This window comes from Halomonas sp. MES3-P3E (assembly GCF_002836035.1).
GTDB classification, from domain to species: domain Bacteria; phylum Pseudomonadota; class Gammaproteobacteria; order Pseudomonadales; family Halomonadaceae; genus Vreelandella; species Vreelandella arctica.
This window is the reverse complement of record NZ_PJBT01000019.1, coordinates 19,019-38,279: the sequence shown is the minus strand read 5'-3', so window position 1 is coordinate 38,279 and position 19,261 is coordinate 19,019. Positions and strand designations below refer to the sequence as shown.

The 19,261-nt window shown below is 52.6% G+C and carries 19 protein-coding genes; 15 read left to right on the top strand and 4 right to left on the bottom strand.

What is annotated here, in order from left to right; all coding sequences use genetic code 11:
• The 3 genes from CXF87_RS05730 to fliF are packed head-to-tail and all read right to left on the bottom strand — an operon-like array spanning position 1 to position 3,545.
• Positions 1–771, bottom strand: coding sequence for a flagellar assembly protein FliH (locus CXF87_RS05730; protein WP_101145836.1), 771 nt, complete (start codon positions 769–771; stop codon positions 1–3).
• Positions 764–1,771: a flagellar motor switch protein FliG gene (gene fliG, locus CXF87_RS05725; RefSeq protein ID WP_101145835.1), complete on the bottom strand. Its 1,008-nt coding sequence runs from the start codon at positions 1,769–1,771 to the stop codon at positions 764–766. Before fliG ends, CXF87_RS05730 begins: the two co-directional genes overlap by 8 nt.
• Positions 1,764–3,545, bottom strand: coding sequence for a flagellar basal-body MS-ring/collar protein FliF (gene fliF, locus CXF87_RS05720; RefSeq protein ID WP_101145834.1), 1,782 nt, complete (start codon positions 3,543–3,545; stop codon positions 1,764–1,766). The genes fliG and fliF overlap by 8 nt, the downstream gene beginning before the upstream one ends.
• Before the next feature lie 255 nt (positions 3,546–3,800).
• On the opposite strand from fliF, the gene fliE reads away from it, so the two are divergent.
• Entirely contained in the window at positions 3,801–4,133 is a 333-nt protein-coding gene (gene fliE / locus CXF87_RS05715; protein ID WP_101145833.1) for a flagellar hook-basal body complex protein FliE, read from the top strand.
• A 4-nt stretch (positions 4,134–4,137) separates the two neighbouring features.
• Here the strand turns inward: fliE and CXF87_RS05710 are convergent, their stop codons facing one another.
• Positions 4,138–4,506, bottom strand: a complete 369-nt coding sequence (locus tag CXF87_RS05710) for a flagellar protein FlaG (RefSeq protein WP_101145832.1) — start codon at positions 4,504–4,506, stop codon at positions 4,138–4,140.
• A gap of 320 nt (positions 4,507–4,826) precedes the next feature.
• On the opposite strand from CXF87_RS05710, the gene CXF87_RS05705 reads away from it, so the two are divergent.
• The 14 genes from CXF87_RS05705 (at position 4,827) to CXF87_RS05640 (ending at position 19,255) form a co-directional block, all read left to right on the top strand.
• Entirely contained in the window at positions 4,827–6,515 is a 1,689-nt protein-coding gene (locus tag CXF87_RS05705) for an HD domain-containing phosphohydrolase (protein WP_101145831.1), read from the top strand.
• 202 nt (positions 6,516–6,717) lie between these two features.
• Entirely contained in the window at positions 6,718–7,134 is a 417-nt protein-coding gene (gene fliS / locus CXF87_RS05700) for a flagellar export chaperone FliS (protein WP_101145830.1), read from the top strand.
• 7 nt (positions 7,135–7,141) lie between these two features.
• Positions 7,142–7,552 (top strand): flagellar protein FliT, encoded by a 411-nt coding sequence (gene fliT / locus CXF87_RS05695; RefSeq protein WP_101145829.1) that lies wholly within the window; start codon positions 7,142–7,144, stop codon positions 7,550–7,552.
• The gene (locus tag CXF87_RS05690) at positions 7,549–8,808 is read left to right on the top strand and encodes a flagellar hook-length control protein FliK (RefSeq protein ID WP_198556015.1); all 1,260 of its coding nucleotides are present in this window, start codon (positions 7,549–7,551) and stop codon (positions 8,806–8,808) included. The genes fliT and CXF87_RS05690 overlap by 4 nt, the downstream gene beginning before the upstream one ends.
• A complete protein-coding gene (locus CXF87_RS05685; RefSeq protein ID WP_101145828.1) occupies positions 8,792–9,085 on the top strand; it encodes an EscU/YscU/HrcU family type III secretion system export apparatus switch protein in 294 nt (97 codons plus the stop codon). The genes CXF87_RS05690 and CXF87_RS05685 overlap by 17 nt, the downstream gene beginning before the upstream one ends.
• A gap of 106 nt (positions 9,086–9,191) precedes the next feature.
• Positions 9,192–9,524: a flagellar transcriptional regulator FlhD gene (flhD, locus tag CXF87_RS05680; protein ID WP_101145827.1), complete on the top strand. Its 333-nt coding sequence runs from the start codon at positions 9,192–9,194 to the stop codon at positions 9,522–9,524.
• Positions 9,521–10,063 carry a flagellar transcriptional regulator FlhC gene (gene flhC, locus CXF87_RS05675; RefSeq protein ID WP_101145826.1) on the top strand — a complete coding sequence of 181 codons (543 nt, stop codon included), beginning with the start codon at positions 9,521–9,523 and terminating at the stop codon, positions 10,061–10,063. Before flhD ends, flhC begins: the two co-directional genes overlap by 4 nt.
• Before the next feature lie 252 nt (positions 10,064–10,315).
• Positions 10,316–11,185 carry a flagellar motor stator protein MotA gene (gene motA, locus CXF87_RS05670; protein WP_101145825.1) on the top strand — a complete coding sequence of 290 codons (870 nt, stop codon included), beginning with the start codon at positions 10,316–10,318 and terminating at the stop codon, positions 11,183–11,185.
• On the top strand, positions 11,182–12,108 hold the full coding sequence (gene motB, locus CXF87_RS05665) for a flagellar motor protein MotB (protein ID WP_101145824.1): 927 nt from the start codon (positions 11,182–11,184) through the stop codon (positions 12,106–12,108). The genes motA and motB overlap by 4 nt, the downstream gene beginning before the upstream one ends.
• Before the next feature lie 52 nt (positions 12,109–12,160).
• Complete coding sequence (cheA, locus tag CXF87_RS05660) at positions 12,161–14,254, top strand: chemotaxis protein CheA (RefSeq protein ID WP_101145823.1); 2,094 nt, start codon at positions 12,161–12,163, stop codon at positions 14,252–14,254.
• Complete coding sequence (gene cheW, locus CXF87_RS05655; RefSeq protein WP_101145822.1) at positions 14,251–14,748, top strand: chemotaxis protein CheW; 498 nt, start codon at positions 14,251–14,253, stop codon at positions 14,746–14,748. The genes cheA and cheW overlap by 4 nt, the downstream gene beginning before the upstream one ends.
• 119 nt (positions 14,749–14,867) lie before the next feature.
• Positions 14,868–16,157: a methyl-accepting chemotaxis protein gene (locus CXF87_RS05650; protein ID WP_101145860.1), complete on the top strand. Its 1,290-nt coding sequence runs from the start codon at positions 14,868–14,870 to the stop codon at positions 16,155–16,157.
• A gap of 57 nt (positions 16,158–16,214) precedes the next feature.
• Positions 16,215–18,386 carry a methyl-accepting chemotaxis protein gene (locus tag CXF87_RS05645; RefSeq protein ID WP_101145821.1) on the top strand — a complete coding sequence of 724 codons (2,172 nt, stop codon included), beginning with the start codon at positions 16,215–16,217 and terminating at the stop codon, positions 18,384–18,386.
• A complete protein-coding gene (locus tag CXF87_RS05640; RefSeq protein ID WP_101145820.1) occupies positions 18,383–19,255 on the top strand; it encodes a CheR family methyltransferase in 873 nt (290 codons plus the stop codon). Before CXF87_RS05645 ends, CXF87_RS05640 begins: the two co-directional genes overlap by 4 nt.
• Positions 19,256–19,261 lie beyond the last annotated feature (6 nt).

The following is a 19,261-nucleotide window of genomic DNA, read 5'->3' as shown; positions in this document are numbered from 1 at the left end:
CTAGGATGTGGGGACGTTAGAAGGTGGTGGTGAATTGAGGCCACGTTTGCGCGACTGAGCTTGAATGGTCTGCCAGCGGCTTTCGAAAGTCGCGTCAATTTCCCCTTGAGCACTGGTGACCCGGCAGCCGCCACGGGCAAGTTGATCATCGGGCTGCAGCTTCCAGTTGGCGGCCTTAAGTTCATTACCTAAGTGTTCTTCTACCAAAGAGTGATCATTGGGATTGAGCCACAAGCGCTGCTGACCTACCAAGGGCGGCTCGGTGTGCAGAAGTTCGCGCACCATCGCTAAAATCTGCTCAGGCGTTTCCTGTATGGCATCACTGGCAAGCTGTCTGCCGGTCGCTAGCGCTAACTCAACCAGGTCATGGGCGATGGTGTCGTCAATGCGCTCTAGTGCATCAGAGAATTGCTTTGCAAGGCTTTGTAGCGGGGTAACGGTTAGCCGAATTTGCTCTTGTAACTCCACTTGTGCCTGCTCAGCGGCTTCTGACAAGCCTTTTTCCATTCCCTCTTTGTGGCCCTGTTCAAAGCCTGCCTTATAGCCTTCTTCTTCCGCTTCCAGGCGAATACGGTCATGGAGTTCCTGGCGCTCTTTCTCTTCACGCTGGCGCGCCAGTTCGGCTGCCTTTTGCGCCGCCTGTACCTTGCGTTGGTGAGCCGTGGGTTCCTCGCCATCAGCAACGCGCTCAGCCGTGGTGGCCAGCTCATCCATTTGCCAGCGGCGCCAATCGCCATGGCGATCAAATTTAGGCGAGTGAGTATTAGACATACTCATCATCTCCACCTGCTAGGACAATTTCACCTGAATCAGCTAAGCGCCGCACAACCTGCAAAATGGCTTTCTGCTCGGTCTCCACTTGAGAGACACGGATGGGGCCGCGGGCTTCCATATCTTCGCGCACTAAATCGGCGGCGCGCTGCGACATATTGCGCAGGAATTTGTCCACCAAGGCGTCCTGAGCACCTTTAAGGGCCACCACCAGCGAGTTGGTATCGACTTCCTGAAGCACCATTTGAATGGCACGGTTGTCGAGGTCGAGCAGATTCTCGAATAGGAACATTTCGTCGATGATTTTCTGTGCCAAATCTTCGCTGTGCGAGCGAACTGTTTCGATGGCGGTCTCTTCTTGAGAAGAGTTCATTAAGTTAAGAATCTCGGCCGCTGTTCTTACGCCGCCCATTTTGCTGCGCTTGAGGTTCTGGCCGTCGAGCATACTGGTAAGCACTTCGGTCAGTTCCTGTAAGGCGGCGGGCTGAACGCCGCTAAAGGTGGCAATCCTTAGAACGACATCATTGCGTAGCTTCTCTTCAAATAGCTCCAGGATATCAGCAGCTTGATGACGATCCAGGTGAACCAGAATAGTCGCAATAATTTGTGGATGTTCGTCGCGAATCAACTCAGACACCATGGAGGCTTCCATGAGATTGAGTGCGTCGATGCCAGAGTTGCCGCCCGTCGTTTCGAGAATATCTTCGATCAGGCTAGTGGCGCGTTCGCTACCCAGTGCTTTGGTCAGCACCGAGCGAATGTGGTCGCTTGAATTCAGGTTAAGCGCTACAAACTCTTCGGTTTCTTTATGGAAAGCTTCGAGCACCGCTTTCATGTCGTCATGGGAGACCTGATTCAGACGGGCCATCTCCATACTAATTTCTTGCACTTCATTGGCACCAAGGTACTTAAACACCTCAGCGGCACTGTCTTCATCGAGTGCAAGCAATAAGACGGCGCTCTTGCGGGCACCGCTCATTTCAGCAATTGAACTACTCATTAGCATTCATCCAGCTACGAATGATCATCGCGACCATGCGGGGGTCTTCCTGGGCCATTTCACGCAGGTCATTGAGGTTATGCTCATAAAGTGAGGTCTTACGCCGCCGCTTGGGCTTAGCGTAGGTCTCATCGCCCTCATCAGAGGACTCTTCACCCTCTTCGCCATCTTCGTCGCCTACGCTCGCGGCCAACGTACCGCCAGGTACTGCAGTTGCCATAACCGGGGATTGGGTATAGCGCTTAATTAAGGGGCGCAAAATCAGTAGGTAGAGTAATAAGATAGCCAGCGCAACCAGCAAGTAGCGACCTACAGTGGCGGCTATTGAAAGGGTGTTGGGTTGCTGCCACCACACGACGTCAGTGGTTTCATCAACACTGCGCGCGAAGGGTGAATTGACGACTTCTACCTCATCGCCACGAAGCTGCGAGAAGCCCATTGCTTGACGAACCAGGCGCTCAATTTGAGCGATCTCAATGTCCGTTAGGGCAACATCTACCCACTCGCCTTCGTCATTCATTTCTGTGCGGTAATTCACTACCACTGCCGCCGATAGCCGCTCGATCTGGCCGAGACGGTGTTGCACATGCTCAATGCTGCGATCAACTTCGTAGTTGATAACGTCGTCTTGGCGTAAGTTACGCAGCGCTTCAGGGGGCGCGTCCTCTTGCTGGTCGTCAACTTCTGGGTCGCCCTCTTCCGCTGGTTCATTAATAGGGGAGGGCAGGGTGCCTGGCGGTGTATTGCTTAGCGCACCTGGAATGCCAGTGGCCAATGGGTCTTCGCCATCAAAGGCAAGGCTGAGCTGACGGCTACGCACGGCGGCTTCGTTAGGTGGCTGATTGGGGCCGTAGCGTTCAGACGTTTCCTCGCGTCGTGAGAAGTCTATTTGTGCGGCAACTTGGGCACGCACATTATCGCGACCTAAAATGGGCGTTAAAATATGTTCAATACGCTGCTGGTAGGAGCGCTCAACTTCGACAATATACTCAAGCTGCGAACCATCGAGATCGTTTCCGCTGCCTGTTTCGGCAGACAGCAAGCGACCATCCTGGTTAACCACGGTGACGTCTTCAGCAGCAAGGTCGGGAACGCTGCCTGAGACCATGTGGACGATAGCGCTAACTTGCCCTTCACCCAGCACGCGGCCGGGTAATAGCGTGAGCACCACAGATGCTTTCGCAGGTTCACGATCGCGAATAAATACCGATGGTTTGGCCATGGAGAGGTGAACACGAACGCCTTCGACTGGCCCTAGTGATTCAATTGAGCGCGCCAGCTCGCCTTCCAGGCCGCGCTGATAATTAATCTGCTCAGCAAATTGGCTAATCCCAAACGCCTGGCTATCCATCAGTTCCAGGCCCAAATTGCCACCACGGGGAAGGCCCTGCTCAGCTAGTTGCAAACGCAAGGTGTGGACTTGGTCGCTAGGCACCATTAATGCTTGGCCGCCCTCGCTGAACTGATAGGGAATGCCGCGGGCATCAAGCTCGTTGATAATGCCGCCGCCATCGGATTCGCTCAAGTTGCTATAAAGAACGCGATACTCTGGGCTGCTTGCCCACATGAAGAGGGCTGCCACAATGGCAATAGAGGCGGCGCCGGCGATGAGTAGCGCCACCAATGGATTACCACGCAGTTGCTTCAGCGTACGCCCAAAGGCCGAGTCGCTGGCGGCATCACGTTCGGAATTTCCATTAGCGGTACCGCCACTGCGAGGGGCGGCTTGATTCGTACTAGTTTGACGGCCTGCCGTTGCACCGGTTTCGCTCATGCGACCCTCCTAAGGGGCAGGCAAAACTGGCGTCGGCCCAGGCGCATCACCAAAGAAGGCATAGGCTATATCCGTCAATCGCGGTTATCCGCCAAAATGATGAAGCGGAATTGTGATGGACGCCATTATCCGGTGACTAGTCCAGCCTAAAGGAGCGATAAGCTTCGCTTTTTATGCGCATTTGTCTGTATGAGGTTAATCACTTCAGTGTTAGGCTTTTTGCATTAGTTCTTTTTTGCGAATTGAGGTAAGCGTATGAGCACTCCCGCAATACAGGCTACGCTACAACAAATGCAAGGCTTGGCAACTCAGGCGGCATCCACGCAGCCTCTTAGCGGTGCTCAGGCGTCAACAGCGGTAGGGCACGGCGGTTTTGGCGGTGAATTGCAGGCTTCCATTCAGCGTATTAACCGTCTTCAGCAAACGGCTAACAGCCAGGCGATGGCTTTCCAGGCGGGCGACCCTAACTTGCAGCTCAACGATGTGATGGTTGATATGCAGAAATCCAGCGTTGCTTTTCAAATGGGGCTTCAGGTTCGCAATCGCTTAGTGTCTGCATATCGTGACGTTATGAATATGCAAGTGTAGAGCTTTAGGCTTCCAAAGAGATGATCTGCCCTTGCATTGCCTCTAGCCGCTCAGCAATTTTTAGTACTTCTTCCGCGGGAATTTGGCGTATGACGTCTCCAGACTCTCGGTCGATTACTCGTGTAATGACGCGTGATGTCTCTTCGCTTAACTCAAACTCTAAGCCGCGTGGGCGCATCGCTTCGTTAATGCGTTGAATGGGCTCGATAAGTTTGTCAGCGGAGATTTCTCGTTCGTCTTGGTCGATATTTTTAATTTGAATGTTCGTTGGCGCTAGCTGGGCCAGCGTGTTTTCTAGCCGTTGTCCCGGGTTTAGGTTGGTGAGAACCGAGGTCAGCGGCTTGGTTGCTTCAGCAGGGGGTAATGAACTCATGGGGCACATTCCTCTTTAGTTAGCTTTGGCAACCGGTTGTGGTGCAGCAGCGAGTAACGGCGGCTTCAGCTTGGATTTTTAATTATCAATATACGCCTCTACCTTTTTATCGGCATGGCGCAGAAAAACTTTATGCTGCACCGGGGGGGGGCTGTTTGTTGGCGCAAGAGCCAGATACATATTCTTCTGCCTCTGCTTCTATAGTCTTTTAATAAGCATAGGAATGATGGCTTTTTGTGCATACGCCCCGCTGTTGGCATCTGATATGCTTCTGCGCTTTGCGGTGAACTAATTAACGCATAAGAGTAAGTGAGGCGAGCATGGCAGCGCAGCAGGATGAGTTTGAAACAGTAGCAAGCACAACGGTAATTGAGTCTCTGCTGAACGCGCTAATTGAAACGGGCGGAGTATCCCTGTGTCTCGCCACGGCTGATGCGCGTCCAGAACCTATTGTATTGATGGAGCAGCATCGGGACCAAACCTTGGTGATGGATCTCTCCTCGGTTGATTATTTGCTTCACCACTTGCAGGGCGGTGCTGCTTTCTACTTGCGCGGGCAGGCTCAGGGGAAAGTGGTTCAAACACCTCTCTTGCACTTGACGGAAACGCGCCATGCAGGTGGGCGTTTTTTGTGTTGCAGTGATTACCCTGCGACGTTAGACGTACTTCAGCGCCGTGAATCCTTTCGCGCCGAGTTGCGAATGGGGATGGTGGTGGCGGCCAGTTTGGGTAGTGGGGATGCCGAGGTGGCTGGCGAGCTAAAAGACCTTTCCCAAGACGGCTGCCAACTTGAGTTGCCGTTAGCGGCCAGTGGTCTATTGGCAGAAGATGCTAACTCGCTAAAGTTGGCGTTTACCTTTCCTGACGGCACTTATTTTGAAGTGCTTGGCGATGCCCGGCATCAAAAAACTGATGCTGAACGGCACCTGCTGCGTGTTGGTTTTAACTTCGTTGAGTGCAGCGCGGAGCAAGAACGCCAAATTTGGTATTTTGTGTGTGAAATTGAACGTGAGGCTGCCCGTTATAACAAAGAGCAACAGGACGAGCGCCAGCCCTCTCCACTGTTTGTATTACCGAATAAGCGTTCTGGCGCAGACGAGCTACTGGGGCGACGAGATGTTAAGCGTTACGCCACGCCGATGGCGCGACGACTGGTAAAGGTAGCCGCCTATTTAGATGCGCAGCTACTATCGTTGCAGCAAGGCAGTGATATCGATGGGCGCCAGCTCTCTCGTTATGCTGATCGAATATTGGATCTTCACGATGAGGATCGTGAAGCCTTGCTGTTTGCCTCCCGCTGCTTATTTCCAGAGCCTTTGGTGGTGCGCCACGGCATTGCAGTGGCCATTCATTTGCTTGATTTTGTGGGCGCGAGTATGCCGCGAGAATTGCGCAAAGCGATTGTCGCCAGTGGTCTTATTCATGATCTTGGCAAGGCGCTGGTTCCCCAGGTGTTGTTTAAGGCGCCGCATTTTGAGGCAAGTCATCGAAAAGTAGTCAGCGAGCATGTCCAGTTGCTGTTAGATCGCTTGCACGGCTGTCAGTGGCTGTCAGTGGCGATTGTGCAGGCCGTTATTGGAGGGATTAATGAGCGTATGGACGGCAGTGGTTATCCTGAGGGAGTAGGTGGGACTGAGCTCAGTGAGTTAGCGAAAGCCAGTGCTGTTGTTGATGTGGTCGAGGCGATGAGGCGTGACCGCGCTGATCGTCCCGCTAAAACGGTACAGCAAATTTATCGTCATTTATTACAGCATCCACATCAATTCGATATGCGTTGGATCAAGCGCTATATCGAGCATTTCAAGGGGCTACCTGTGGGTTCGCTGGCGCGTTTTTCCAGCCAGCAACAGGGTTGGATATTGCGCCTAGATGCAAAGGGTAATCCCACCGAGGTGTTGCTTGCACCGCAAGCTGAACCGCCCATGCGTGACAATGTCGGGGCGATAGTAAAGGACGATGTCACTGAGCGGCTTGGGCGAACGGTAGGCGAAATCGCTGTTTCTACCTGAAAGTGCAAAAAGCGCTAGTGAATGGTTAGCCATTCGTTGCCGTCAAATAGGCCTGGGTAAAAAAGCATTGCGAGACGTTAAAGTCCCTCTGGCTCGCGCCGATAGTTAATAGTAGCAGCGTGCAGTTTGCTGTTTTATATCTTTTAATCTTCGTGGTTCCCCGCTATAGGCGATAACCAAACCACGCACAGGAGTTCCGCTTATGACTTACTCTCGCGGTGGCGCCGCCTATGGGCGTGGAGCTAACGCTTATGCGCGTATCGGCGTAGAAAGCGGAGTGATGTCGGCAGACCCACATCAACTTATTGTGATGTTATTTGACGGCGCTCAAGCGGCTATTCGCGCTGCCCGCATTCATATGCAGGCAGGCAATATAGCTGAGAAAGGTAAATCGATATCAAAAGCGCTTGATATCGTTAATAACGGTCTCGCCGCCGCGCTCGATCAGGAGAAAGGTGGAGAAATTGCCGAGCGCTTAGCGTCTTTGTATGACTATATTGTACGCCTGCTGTTGGCGGCTAATCTGCGTAACGATGAAGAGAGCTTAAATCAAGCCGAGCGTTTGCTTGAAGATATTGGCTCAGCGTGGCGCGATATTGGCCAACAGCAGAGCGCGTGAGGCAATAATGTTAGCTTCTACCACCGCTTGTGACCAAAATGCTCAACAGTCATTGCTTGCTAGTTACGAAGCGCTATTGAGCAGCGTTGAATACATGCATGAACTTGCCAATGCTGAGCAGTGGGCCGAGCTCATTGACCAACGTACCAACTATGTTGTGTTAGTGGAGCAACTGCGTGAGTTGGATGCGACCGTGCTGCTTGACGGTGCTGCCCAACAACGAAAGGCAGAGTTGCTTGAGAGCATACTTGAGCACGATGTTGATATCCGGCGTCGCTTGGTAGCACGTCGAGATGAGCTGGGTAAGCTAATTGGGGTGTCGCAACGTCAGCGCGACTTGCATCGCGCTTATGCACCCCAGCAGGGCGCAGGGGTGTCCTATGCCGCCGATGATGCTGATGTTACGGGGTCATCGTGAGCGGTATTACCCCTCTCATTGATACGCTCTTGAACCAAGTGTTAGGGCGACAAGGGGAGGTGTCGCTGCAGCGGGCGTTAGATCAACCAGTTAAGCCCGTTGCGCCTGGAGAAGGGCCGCGTGCCGTAATGCGTGACGCTAATTTAGATGGAAGAGCGCCAGCGACACCATTAAATGATTTAAAGCGCTTGCCCCTTCCTCTTGATGGTGGAAAAGCGCTACCCCGCGGTGAGCCGCTGCCTTCTCCGCCGGGGTCAACCCAAACCCATTTTAGCCCCGCTGCACGAACTATTGCTGACGTGCTGCTGCGCTTTCCAGCACCTCCCTCCGTCATGCGACCCGAAGCGCCTCTTTTCACCAGCCCAGAAGCACCCGGAGTCAGCGCCGTTGCGACCCGCTTGGAAGCGAGCATCCGCGACAGCGGGCTGTTCTACGAGTCGCATTTAAAACGGTGGTTCCAGGGCGCGGGAACCCGCCAACAGTTAATGAATGAACCTCAAATGCAGCCTGGGCCGCGCCCTTTGGCGCCCTTGTTACCCGCTGGGTTGGGCGTCACCAATGGGTTAACGGGATTAGCACCATTGGTCACACCGGGGGCTCAGGCGGCTGGGCAAGGGGTAACTATCCTGCCTAACGTGCCGTTAGTACCGGTGACTCAAGAAAATGGCTTGGCGCCTCGGCAGAATTTAGTGGCGGCTGCTCCGCTTATGAATTCACCAGGTGCGGCTACCCAGGCGCCTTCAGCTGCTATGCCCAGTTCAGCGCCTGAGAGTAATCAAGCAAGAGTAGATCTAAGTCACGCAAGGGAAGTGACTGAGCTGATAGCTAACCGTCCAGCGCGGGATGTCGTGCATGAAAGCCTACAGAGCCTAGTGCGTCAGCAGCTTGAGATGTTGGTGATGCCCACTATTCGCTGGGAAGGCGATGTTTGGGCAGGTATTTTTATGGCCTTAGTGATTAATTTGCCCGCTCGTGAAGAGGGGCAAGAGAACAAGCAGCAAGAGGGTGAGCCAGAGGGTGGTTGGCGCTCAGATATGCGGCTAGACGTTCCTAACTTGGGGTCGTTCAATGCTTCGTTATGGCTCTACCGAAATGTGCTGAGTATCGACTTCACCACTGAAAGCACAGAGGCCCATCAACGAATTAACGCTGGTTTACCAGCGTTAGAGAAGCGCCTGAGTGCTTTAGACTTACAGAAAGTGCAGCTTCGCGCACGTTATGTCGAAGCGGAGGTAGCCCATGGACACGCCGGGTGAGCGTCGTCGTCAAGCTGTTGCGCTGGCTTACCAAGAGAATGACCGTGCCCCTCGTGTTGTGGCGAAAGGCTATGGAGATCTGGCCGAGCGCATTATGGCAGAGGCACAGCGTCAGGGTATTTATGTGCACGATGCGCCCGAGCTGGTAGCGCTTTTGATGCAGCTAGATTTGGACGCGGAAATCCCCGCCGGACTCTATCAAATTGTCGCGGAACTCTTGGTATGGGTGTTTGAGCTTTCAGAAGAAGGGCTAAGTCATCGTGAAATGCCTGAGTAGCCAATTACAGACGTTGTATGCAACCATGAGGATAGGTAATAAAAAGTCATTAATGGCGCCAGTACAATGGTCAACATATCGCGCCTGAGTCATTTAATGGGACATCATGAGTCAAACCAACTTTCTCGATGAAATTCAGGAAATAAATTTAGCTTATTTACTTCTGGCGCAGCGCTTGCTTGATGAAGATCGCGAGGCCGCCATGTTTCGCCTGAAAATAGATAGCGAGGTTGCTGAGCTACTTGTGTCGCTCAATGCTCGTCAGCTTACCAAACTGGCACGCACCAGCCAGCTATTGTGCCGGTTCAGCCAAACGAGTGCCGAGCGTCTGCGCCAGCTCACTGACAACCCTCGTGACCAGGGTTTGGCTGGGCTCCATGCTTCGCTGCTGCTGGCTAGCGAACCATTTGAGCCAATGCCGTCAGGAGAAGTGAAGTGAGCCAGAAAAGCTTGGTCGATGAAATGCACCAAGTGCAACTGGCAATCGAGTTGATTGAGCTGGGTGCGCGCTTGCAGGTGCTGGAAACCGAGACGGAATTAAGCCGCACGCGTTTGATCAAGCTGTATAAGGAAGTGCGGGGCATGTCGCCCCCCAAGGGGATGCTACCGTTCTCTACTGATTGGTTTATTACTTGGCTACCCAACATTCATTCGTCGCTGTTTTTCAACATTTATATCAGCCTAAAAGAGACCGCAGGTTGTGAACGAATTGATGCCTTCGTTAAAGCTTATCGGCTTTATGACGAGCAAATGTCGTTGGAAAAGGTGGAGCCGGTGCTTGGGCTGACGCGCGCTTGGACATTAGTACGGTTTTTTGAAAGTGACTTGCTACAGCGCAATCAGTGTACGCGTTGCACCGGGCAGTTTGTGGCACATGCGCATAGCCCTGCACAGCACTATGTATGTGGCATATGCCAACCACCTTCACGGGCGGGGAAAACACGCAAAGCCCAGCAGGAAAATAGTGAAAAAATGTAACAACTCAATCTTCTACGCGCCCATTAGCTGTAATTAAGGTATAAGACGTAGGGATAGGTACTTAATAATAAAATATGAGTGCAACGGCGTAGATAGCCACAAAAGCTAATGGTACTTTTTCATTAAACAGCAGCTTAGCCCTAGTATAATGGGACTAAATTGTGCTTTGGATGGAACATTTCTTAATCATCAGATCAGGTGGCTAAGTTTTGGTTCCCTTACTTAATACTGAATACCGCAAGGACCTTGCTTGTGCTGATACCTCTAGGCTATGTGATTGTATTGCTGTCTGTATTTGGCGGCTATGTACTGGCAGGCGGCAGTTTAGGCCCTCTCTACCAACCGCTAGAGCTACTCATCATTGGCGGTGCGGGGGTTGGCGCATTTATCGCTGCCAACAATGGCAAAGCGATCAAAGCAACGTTTAAAATTCTGCCGCGGCTCAAACGGGCGAAAAAATATAACAAAGCGCTTTATATGGAGCTCATGGCGCTGCAGTACAAGCTACTGTCCAAAATTCGCCGCGAGGGCATGCTAGGCATTGAGCGCGATATTGATAACCCGCAAGAGAGCCCTCTGTTTCAAGAGCACCCAACGGTATTAGCTGATCCCCACATCATGAATTTCCTGACGGACTATCTGCGCTTAATGGTCAGTGGCGGGATGGAGCCTATGGAAATCGATGAGTTGATGCTACATGAAATTGAAGTCTTCGAGCAGGAAGCCCATATCCCCATTGATGCCATTGCCAAAGTCGGCGATGCCATGCCTGCCTTCGGCATTGTGGCGGCGGTGATGGGGGTCGTTAAAACACTCACCTATGCCGATGCTACGCCAGCTCAGATGGGCGTAATGATCGGCCAAGCGCTAGTGGGCACCTTCTTGGGTATTTTGCTGGGCTATGGCTTTGTTAGCCCTCTCGCAAGCTACATCGAACGGCAGGCTAAAGAAGCCGAAAAAATGCTGCAGTGTATTCGCATTACATTGCTTGCAAGCTTGCATGGGTACGCGCCGCAGTTGGCCGTTGAGTTTGGCCGCAAAGCACTCTTTACCGCCGAGCGCCCGAGCTTTATAGAGCTTGAAGAGTATGTGAGAGATGCAAAAAAGGCCGGTAGCGCATGAGTAAGGGTGGTGACAAGCGTCCAATCGTTATTCGACGCAAAAAAGTCGTCCATACCCATCACGGTGGTGCTTGGAAAATTGCCCTAGCGGATTTTATGACCGCTCTGATGGCCTTTTTTTTGGTGCTATGGCTTTTGAGCGTTTCCAGCGAAGAGACGCGCAGGGGCGTAGCAGAGTATTTCAGTACCCCACTGATTAGCGCCATTACGGGGGGCGATCGTTCGGGTAGTACCAGTGCGATTCCTGGCGGTGGGCCGGATCCCACTCATAGCGATGGGGAGCGGGCAATGATTGATAGCCTTCAGCGCTCTCGCCCTAGTTCGCAGGATCGACGCTTCTTTATGAATGTGCAAGAGCGTATTGAGCGAGCTATCGAGCGAGATCCCGAGCTACGTCAGTTGCGCTCTCAGATGCGCTTTGACCTCACTCGAGAAGGGCTTCGCATACAGTTATTAGATACGGATCAGCGGCCCATGTTTGAGTTGGGTAGCGACCAAGTCGCGCCTTATATGCGCAGCCTACTGCGTACTATCGCACCACTACTTAACGAGCTACCCAATGAACTAAGTATTGGGGGCCATACCGATAGCGTTCCCTATGCGGGAGGCTATAGCGGCTATAGCAACTGGGAACTCTCCAATGATCGCGCCAACGCGTCGCGTAGAGAGCTTATTGCCGGCGGGTTTGACCCAGATCAATTGCTTCGCGTATCAGGCTTTGCAGACCGTGTCATGTTGCCGGAGACTGAGCCAACAGACCCCATTAATCGGCGCATAGAGCTGGTGGTGCTGCTGCCAGAAATAGCCGAAGCGATCCGTAATCCAGCCATTATGGGCCCGGGAGCTTCACTGCCAGACGATGCGTCTGAAGCGCTAACAGAATTACCACAACAAGACGAGCCTCAGGCGCAAGACCCAGAGTGACCTGAGCCTGTCAGAGCCTTTCATAAAAGCGACGTTAAGGGTGGAGCGGTGAATGGATATAGCGGATTTTTTTGACACCTTTTTTGAAGAGGCAGAAGAGCTGCTGTCGGATATGGAACAGCATTTGTTGGAGCTGGATGTTGATGATCCAGACAGTGAACAGCTCAATGCTATTTTCCGTGCCGCCCACTCGATCAAAGGGGGAGCTGGGACCTTTGGTTTTGTCGTGTTACAGAAAACCACGCATATTTTGGAAAACCTTCTCGATTACGCACGTAAAGGTGAGCTAACGCTGCGCGCCGACCTCGTGGATACCTTTTTAGAGGCTAAAGACATCATGCATGAGCAACTCGATGCCTACCGTAGCGAAGAGGAGCCAAACCAAGAGGCATTTGAGCGCATTTGCCAAACGCTACAACAGATTGCCCTGGATGAAATTGGGCAACAGTTAGATGGACCCGCTATTCCAGCGGCTGAGCCCAAGGCTTCACCTGTTACCAGCGAAAACAGCGCAGAAGCAAGCAGTAGCGAAGAGCAAGGCGCAAACGGACTTCTGTTAGTGGCACTGCTGAATGTTGTCGATAAAGACCGCATTTTGCTGGTTGAAGAGTTAGAGCAGCTTGGCGAAGTGCAGTCCCAATCCGGCGACGCAAAGCGCTACGAAGTCATCCTTAAAAGTAGCGACAGTGCAGACGATATTGAAGCGGTCATGTGCTTTATTATCGAGCCAGATCAGATTGAGATTACGGCTGTCGAGGGCGTTGCTGCTGAGTCATCAAACTCCGCGCCAGCAACCTCTGAGCCAGAAGCTTCGGCTCCTGTGCCGCAAGCGCCTGCGGAAAAAACAGCCTCAAAGGCGAGCCCGACAAAAGCAGCGACCAAAGAGAAACCTAAAAAAGCCGCCGCCGAGTCATCTTCAATCCGCGTCTCTGTGGATAAAGTCGATCAAATTATCAACTTGGTGGGTGAGCTGATCATCACCCAGTCGATGCTTGATCAAACGGTTAGTGATTTAGAAGATCAGTCAGTGGGTAATAGCTCATTGCAAAATGGCATGAGCCTGCTTCAACGCAATGCGCGTGACCTCCAAGAGGCGGTCATGTCGATTCGTATGATCCCCATGGAGTTTGTCTTCAGTCGCTTTCCACGCGTAGTGCGCGACACCGCCGGGAAGCTAGGTAAAGAGATTGAGCTGGTTACCGAAGGCAAGTCTACCGAATTGGATAAGAGCCTGGTGGAGCGGATCACCGATCCATTAACCCACCTGGTGCGCAATAGCCTTGATCATGGCGTTGAAATGCCTGATGTACGTGAAGCGATTGGCAAACCGCGTGTAGGTAAATTAACGCTATCGGCGCGCCATCAAGGCGGTAATATTTTGATTGAAGTGCGCGATGACGGTGCCGGTATGGATCGTGACCGTCTGCTTGCTAAAGCCCGTGAAAATGGCATTAACGTCTCTGACTCCATGTCTGACGAAGAGGTTTTTCAGCTTATCTTCGCCCCTGGTTTTTCTACCGCCAAAGAGGTCACCGACGTTTCCGGCCGTGGTGTGGGTATGGATGTCGTTAAGCGCAACATTCAAAGCATGGGCGGTCGCGTCGAAATTCAGTCGAAGCTAGGTGAGGGGACCAATACGCGCATCGTATTGCCGCTGACGTTGGCGATTCTGGACGGTATGTCGATTAAAGTCGGCGGTGAAACGTTCATACTGCCGCTGTCAACCGTGCTTGAGTCGCTTCAGCCCTCTAAAGACGATATGTACGCCATGGCTGGCGACGATGTGGTCATCAAAGTGCGCGATGAGTACCTGCCCGTTATCGCTATTCACGAAGTGCTGGATGTTGAGAACGCCATTACCGATCCCACCAAAAGCATTGCCGTTATTGTGCAGGGCGAAGGCCGTCGTTACGCCATGCTGGTGGATGAATTGATTGGGCAGCAGCAGGTCGTGGTTAAGAATTTGGAAGACAATTACCGCAAAGTGCCGGGGATCTCGGCCGCTACCATTTTAGGCGATGGCAGTGTTGCGTTAATTCTGGATATTACCGGTTTACATCGCTTAAGCCGGTACAAAAAAGAAGCAGGCAAAAAAGTAGTGAACAATCAAAACTTTTCATTTTTCAAGGAGGCTGAGCCGTTATGAGTCAAGCCAACAGTGGGGCGGTATTAGCCGCAGAAGCCGAAAACCGCGAATTTCTCGTGTTTTCATTGGGTGATGAAGAGTACGCCATTGATATTTTGAAAGTGCAGGAAATCCGTGGGTACGAAAACGTGACTCGGATCGCCAATGCGCCTGATTTTATCAAAGGGGTCACCAATCTGCGCGGCGTGATTGTGCCGATTGTCGACCTACGTATTAAATTTCATCTTGAAAACGTCGAGTACGGCGGCCAGACGGTGGTCATCGTCGTCAATGTCGCAGACCGCGTGGTCGGCATCGTGGTCGATGGCGTTTCGGACGTAATGACGCTGACGCCCGATCAGATCAAGCCCGCACCGGAATTTGGCGTTACGCTCTCGTCTGATTTCCTGAGTGGCTTAGGTAGCCTAGATGATCGCATGTTGGTATTGGTCGATATCGACAAGCTGCTGACCAGCGAAGAGATGGCGCTAGTCGACAGCACCAGCAGTCACTAAACCTAAACAACAAGGCATAAGGGACATGCCGGTTACGTTCTACCTAATGATGCACTCTCGCGCTATGGAAAGCACCGAGAGCGCAGGTTGTGCGTGGAGAAAAGGGCGTGACACAGCAAATGCGGCAATTAATGAATAATATGACGGTGCGTTTAAGTTGGGGCTTAGTGCTTGCGACCCTATCAGTACTCGTCTTAGTTGCCAGTGGTATCGGCCTTTATGCATTGCACCATGGCGCGGCAATCGTGCAAGCATCGAACGATGTGCAGACCCAGCAAGCCGCCTTCAGTGCGTTTGCCTCCACAATACGTTGGGCGTTACTCGGCATCGTAGCGATGACGGTGGCCACGGTTATCGTGGTGATCTGGGGGGTGACCGCCAACGTGCTGCGCCCGTTAGATCGCTTGGTGGGTCATTTTGAGCGCATGGCGCAGGGTGACTTAAGCCAACGCATTACCTCGCCGGGTAACAATGAGATTGGGCGTCTCTACAGCGCGATGGCTCATATGCAGGGCTCTCTCTCCCAAACGGTAGGCACCGTGCGTACTAGCGGTACATCGATTTATGAGCGCTCCCAGCAAATTGCCAGTGGTAATAACGACCTCTCTTCACGCACAGAGCAGCAGGCATCTTCGTTAGTAGAAACCGCCTCCAGCATGGAGCAGTTAGCCTCTACGGTAGGCCACAATGCTGAGAACGCTCGCCAAGCCAGCCAACTGGCCGGTAGCGCGACGTTAACTGCACGACGTAGCGGTGAAGAAGTCGGGCAAATCGTTGATACCATGCAAGAGATCAGCGCTAGCTCACACCAAGTGTCGGATATCATAACGGTTATCGATAATATTGCGTTTCAGACCAATATTTTGGCGCTGAATGCCTCAGTAGAGGCTGCTCGTGCTGGCGAACATGGTAAGGGGTTCGCGGTGGTCGCACAGGAAGTGCGTAGCCTGGCCAGCCGCAGTGCCGCTGCTTCAAAAGAGATCCGTACGCTGATTGAAGCCTCGCTCAATAAAGTCGATACCGGCACCCAGCGCGTCAATCAAGCCGGGCAAACGATGCAAGATCTAGTGGCGGCTGTTCAGCGCGTTAGTGACATTATGGATGATATTGCCGCCGCTTCTGCACAGCAAAGCAGCGGTATTAGCCAAGTAAATCAAGCCGTTGCACAAATGGATCAGGTGGTGCAGCAAAATGCCCAACTGGTTCAGCAGGCGGCGCGAAGTGCCAATGAGCTGGAAAGTGAAGCGGCTCGTTTACGTGAAGCAGTGGAGCGCTTCCGTGTCACTGAAACATCAAACCATCACTCTTCTTCTGCCATTCCTACGCCAGCCCTGGCTGTAGTAGCACACTCGCCCCTAGCGAGTCACAAACAATCAGCAGAACACAGCGAAGAGTGGGCATCGTTTTAATGTGTCTGGTAGGGCAGGCACGCTCTTAATGAATAACAAACACTAAAAAGGTAGATCATGCGGAATAACCAGCCAGTCTCTCAGCGTGAAATCGAGTTAAAAGAAGATGATTTCTTAGTCTCACGTACCGATGCTAAAGGGCGTATTACCTATGCGAACCCCGCGTTTATCGATATTAGTGGTTTTGACCACGCAGAGCTGATAGGTGCGCCACATAACCTGGTACGTCACCCCGATATGCCGCCAGCAGCCTTTGAAAACCTCTGGCAAACCGTGCAAACGGGGGAAACGTGGCGCGGGCTGGTTAAAAACCGCTGCAAAAACGGTGACCACTACTGGGTGGATGCCAGCGTGACTCCGATTATCGAAGATGAACAAGTGGTGGGTTACACCTCGGTACGTGTTCAAGCCGCACGGCAGGCTATTGAGCAAGCGGAGCGGGCTTACGCTGACCTACGTGAAGGACGCAATAAACGGCTCTATTTGGATAAAGGTCGTTTACGTCAGAAAGGGCTGTTCAGCCGTCTGGCTCGAGTGCGGCTCGATACCATTCGGGCAAGATTGGCAGGCATGATTGTGGTGGCTGGGGTGCTACTGCTTATGAGTGGCGGCTTGGGGCTGTATGGCTTAAATGCCTCCGGCGAGCGTTTGGCGCAGCTAAATAATGATGGTCTGCGTGATGTCGTTCGCTTGCAGCAAATCGATCAAACCATCGCCCAAACCCGGCAAGCGATGATTGAGCCGGAACGTATGGATCTCATCAATCAGCGTTTTGAAATGGGCGAAAGTATTGAAGAGAGCACTGCAGAAGTCGCCGCCGTATGGCAGGAATACTACTCTCGAGACGTCAATAAAACCGAACTCGCCGGTGAGTTTGATCAGCAGTTACAGGCATTTTTAGACAATGGTATGGGCCAAGCTGCCAGTGTTTTGCAAGCGGAAGAAACCTATCAAGCCTTTACCGGATTAGATGCAGTCATCAACGTGATGAACAGCGATGGTCGCGACTTGTCAGGAATGGTTAATCAACTGATTGCCCAGAAACAACAAGCAGCGGAATCCATGGCCGTTGACGCCCAGCAAGGGCAAGCCACCATGCTCGGTGCGCAAACCATCGTGCTTGGCGTTGGTTTATTGTTGCTCATTTTGATTGGTGTATTGACGCTGCGTTCGATTACTCGTCCCTTAAAAAGTGCAGCGCGTTTTACGCTGCAAATTGCAGGCGGAAATTTGGCGACAAAAGTACCACCGCCGAGGCGTGACGAAGTGGGCCAGTTAATGGACTCGCTCAACACCATGCGCAAGAGCCTCAGCAGCATCATCGCCGACGTCAAAGGGGGTATTGATGTTGTCACTCCTGCTGCCCGGGACATTGCCAGTGGTAATGAAGAGCTATCGGCGCGCACTGAGCAGCAAGCGGCCTCTCTGCAGCAGACGGCTTCCAGCATGGAAGAAATGACCTCTACTGTGCGGCAAAACAGCGAAAATGCTCAAGAAGCCCGCCGCTTAGCCGATAACAATGCTATCCAGGTAACAAATACTGGCGAGCTAATGGCACAGCTGGTCGACAATATGCAGCGGATTACCCAAAGCTCCCAGCAGATGGCCGATATCATCAATGTGATCGACTCAATAGCTTTTCAGACCAATATTCTGGCGCTGAATGCGTCGGTAGAGGCGGCACGTGCTGGCGAGCATGGGCGTGGTTTTGCGGTGGTTGCCGAAGAGGTGCGTAATCTGGCGGGCCGCAGTGCAGGTGCTGCTCAAGAAATTCGTGGCTTGATTGATGGCTCTAATCGCGAGGTTAGCGCCGGTTCCAGTTTGGTAACCAAAGCTGAAGAGGCGATCGGCGAAGTGGCAGAAGCTGCACGTAGCGTGACTCAAATTATGCATGAGATTTCGGCCGCTTCTGAAGAGCAGAGTAATGGGATTACGCAGGTCAACCAGGCGGTGGCAGAAATGGATCAAGCGACACAGCGTAATGCCTTGCGTGTTCAAGAGACGGCCCGCGCGGCTGTTTCCTTAGAGAAACAGGCGGGACTATTAGCGCTATCAGTGGAAGCATTTCGCTTAAACAGCAACGGCGCTTTACGTCCGCCTGCGTTAACAGCAACCAAACACGTCGCGCAGACGCCGAACGCATTGGCCGCTCAGCCGCCTAGTGCAACGTCGCCTCATTCGCCCGTTAAACGGCAAGCAGCCTCAGTAGAGGAGTGGGAAGCGTTTTGACCGAACAAAGTGAAGGGGTTGTAGATGCAGGTCAGTGGGCATCCAATAATCAGATCGAGCGCGATCTGATACTCACCGATGCGGATTTTAAGCGCATTCGTGAACTGATTTATCAGCGTGCCGGGATTGTGCTGGCAGAACATAAGCGTGAAATGGTCTATAGCCGCCTGGCCAAGCGGCTACGCCACCATGGCCTGACGCGCTTTACCGATTATCTGCAGCGCCTGGATCGCCAGCCCGAGGCTAAGGAGTGGGAGGCGTTCACCAACGCACTGACGACCAATCTCACGGCTTTTTTTCGTGAAGCGCACCATTTTCCGCTGCTCGCTGAGCATATAAAAAATAAGCAAGACCCGGTCACAATCTGGTGTTCGGCAGCCTCCACTGGGGAGGAGCCTTACTCACTAGCCATGACACTTTTAGAAACATTAGGCGCTAAAGCGTCACAAGCCAAAGTGATTGCCACCGATATCGATACAGATGCGTTGGCTAGAGCCCGCGCAGGCGTCTACCCGCTAGAACAGGTGCGCAAGCTTGATGAAGCGCGGGTAAAGCGTTTTTTCCAGAAAGGTACCGGTAACCATGCAGGCTTTGCGCGGATCCGGCCTGAAGTGTCGGCCCTCGTCGAGTTTCAGCCACTTAACCTGCTGGCGCCGCAATGGCCAATTAAGGGGCTTTTTGATGCGGTGTTCTGCCGGAATATCATGATTTATTTTGATAAAGATACTCAATCAAAAATACTCAAGCGATTTGCGCCACTGATGAAGCCGGATGGGTTGCTGTTTGCCGGCCACTCAGAAAACTTCTCGTATATCAGCGACGCTTTCAAACTACGCGGCCAGACCGTCTATACCCTGGCAAAAAAATGAACAATT

Coding starts and splice junctions, on each gene's coding strand:
- CXF87_RS05685 (WP_101145828.1), top strand. CDS start 8,792: ATGGACACGCCGGGTGAGCGTCGTCGTCAAGCTGTTGCGCTGGCTTAC.
- fliT (WP_101145829.1), top strand. CDS start 7,142: ATGTTAGCTTCTACCACCGCTTGTGACCAAAATGCTCAACAGTCATTG.
- CXF87_RS05705 (WP_101145831.1), top strand. CDS start 4,827: ATGGCAGCGCAGCAGGATGAGTTTGAAACAGTAGCAAGCACAACGGTA.
- cheW (WP_101145822.1), top strand. CDS start 14,251: ATGAGTCAAGCCAACAGTGGGGCGGTATTAGCCGCAGAAGCCGAAAAC.
- flhD (WP_101145827.1), top strand. CDS start 9,192: ATGAGTCAAACCAACTTTCTCGATGAAATTCAGGAAATAAATTTAGCT.
- CXF87_RS05710 (WP_101145832.1), bottom strand. CDS start 4,506: ATGAGTTCATTACCCCCTGCTGAAGCAACCAAGCCGCTGACCTCGGTT.
- fliG (WP_101145835.1), bottom strand. CDS start 1,771: ATGAGTAGTTCAATTGCTGAAATGAGCGGTGCCCGCAAGAGCGCCGTC.
- fliE (WP_101145833.1), top strand. CDS start 3,801: ATGAGCACTCCCGCAATACAGGCTACGCTACAACAAATGCAAGGCTTG.
- cheA (WP_101145823.1), top strand. CDS start 12,161: ATGGATATAGCGGATTTTTTTGACACCTTTTTTGAAGAGGCAGAAGAG.
- fliS (WP_101145830.1), top strand. CDS start 6,718: ATGACTTACTCTCGCGGTGGCGCCGCCTATGGGCGTGGAGCTAACGCT.
- motB (WP_101145824.1), top strand. CDS start 11,182: ATGAGTAAGGGTGGTGACAAGCGTCCAATCGTTATTCGACGCAAAAAA.
- fliF (WP_101145834.1), bottom strand. CDS start 3,545: ATGAGCGAAACCGGTGCAACGGCAGGCCGTCAAACTAGTACGAATCAA.
- CXF87_RS05730 (WP_101145836.1), bottom strand. CDS start 771: ATGTCTAATACTCACTCGCCTAAATTTGATCGCCATGGCGATTGGCGC.
- CXF87_RS05645 (WP_101145821.1), top strand. CDS start 16,215: ATGCGGAATAACCAGCCAGTCTCTCAGCGTGAAATCGAGTTAAAAGAA.
- CXF87_RS05650 (WP_101145860.1), top strand. CDS start 14,868: ATGCGGCAATTAATGAATAATATGACGGTGCGTTTAAGTTGGGGCTTA.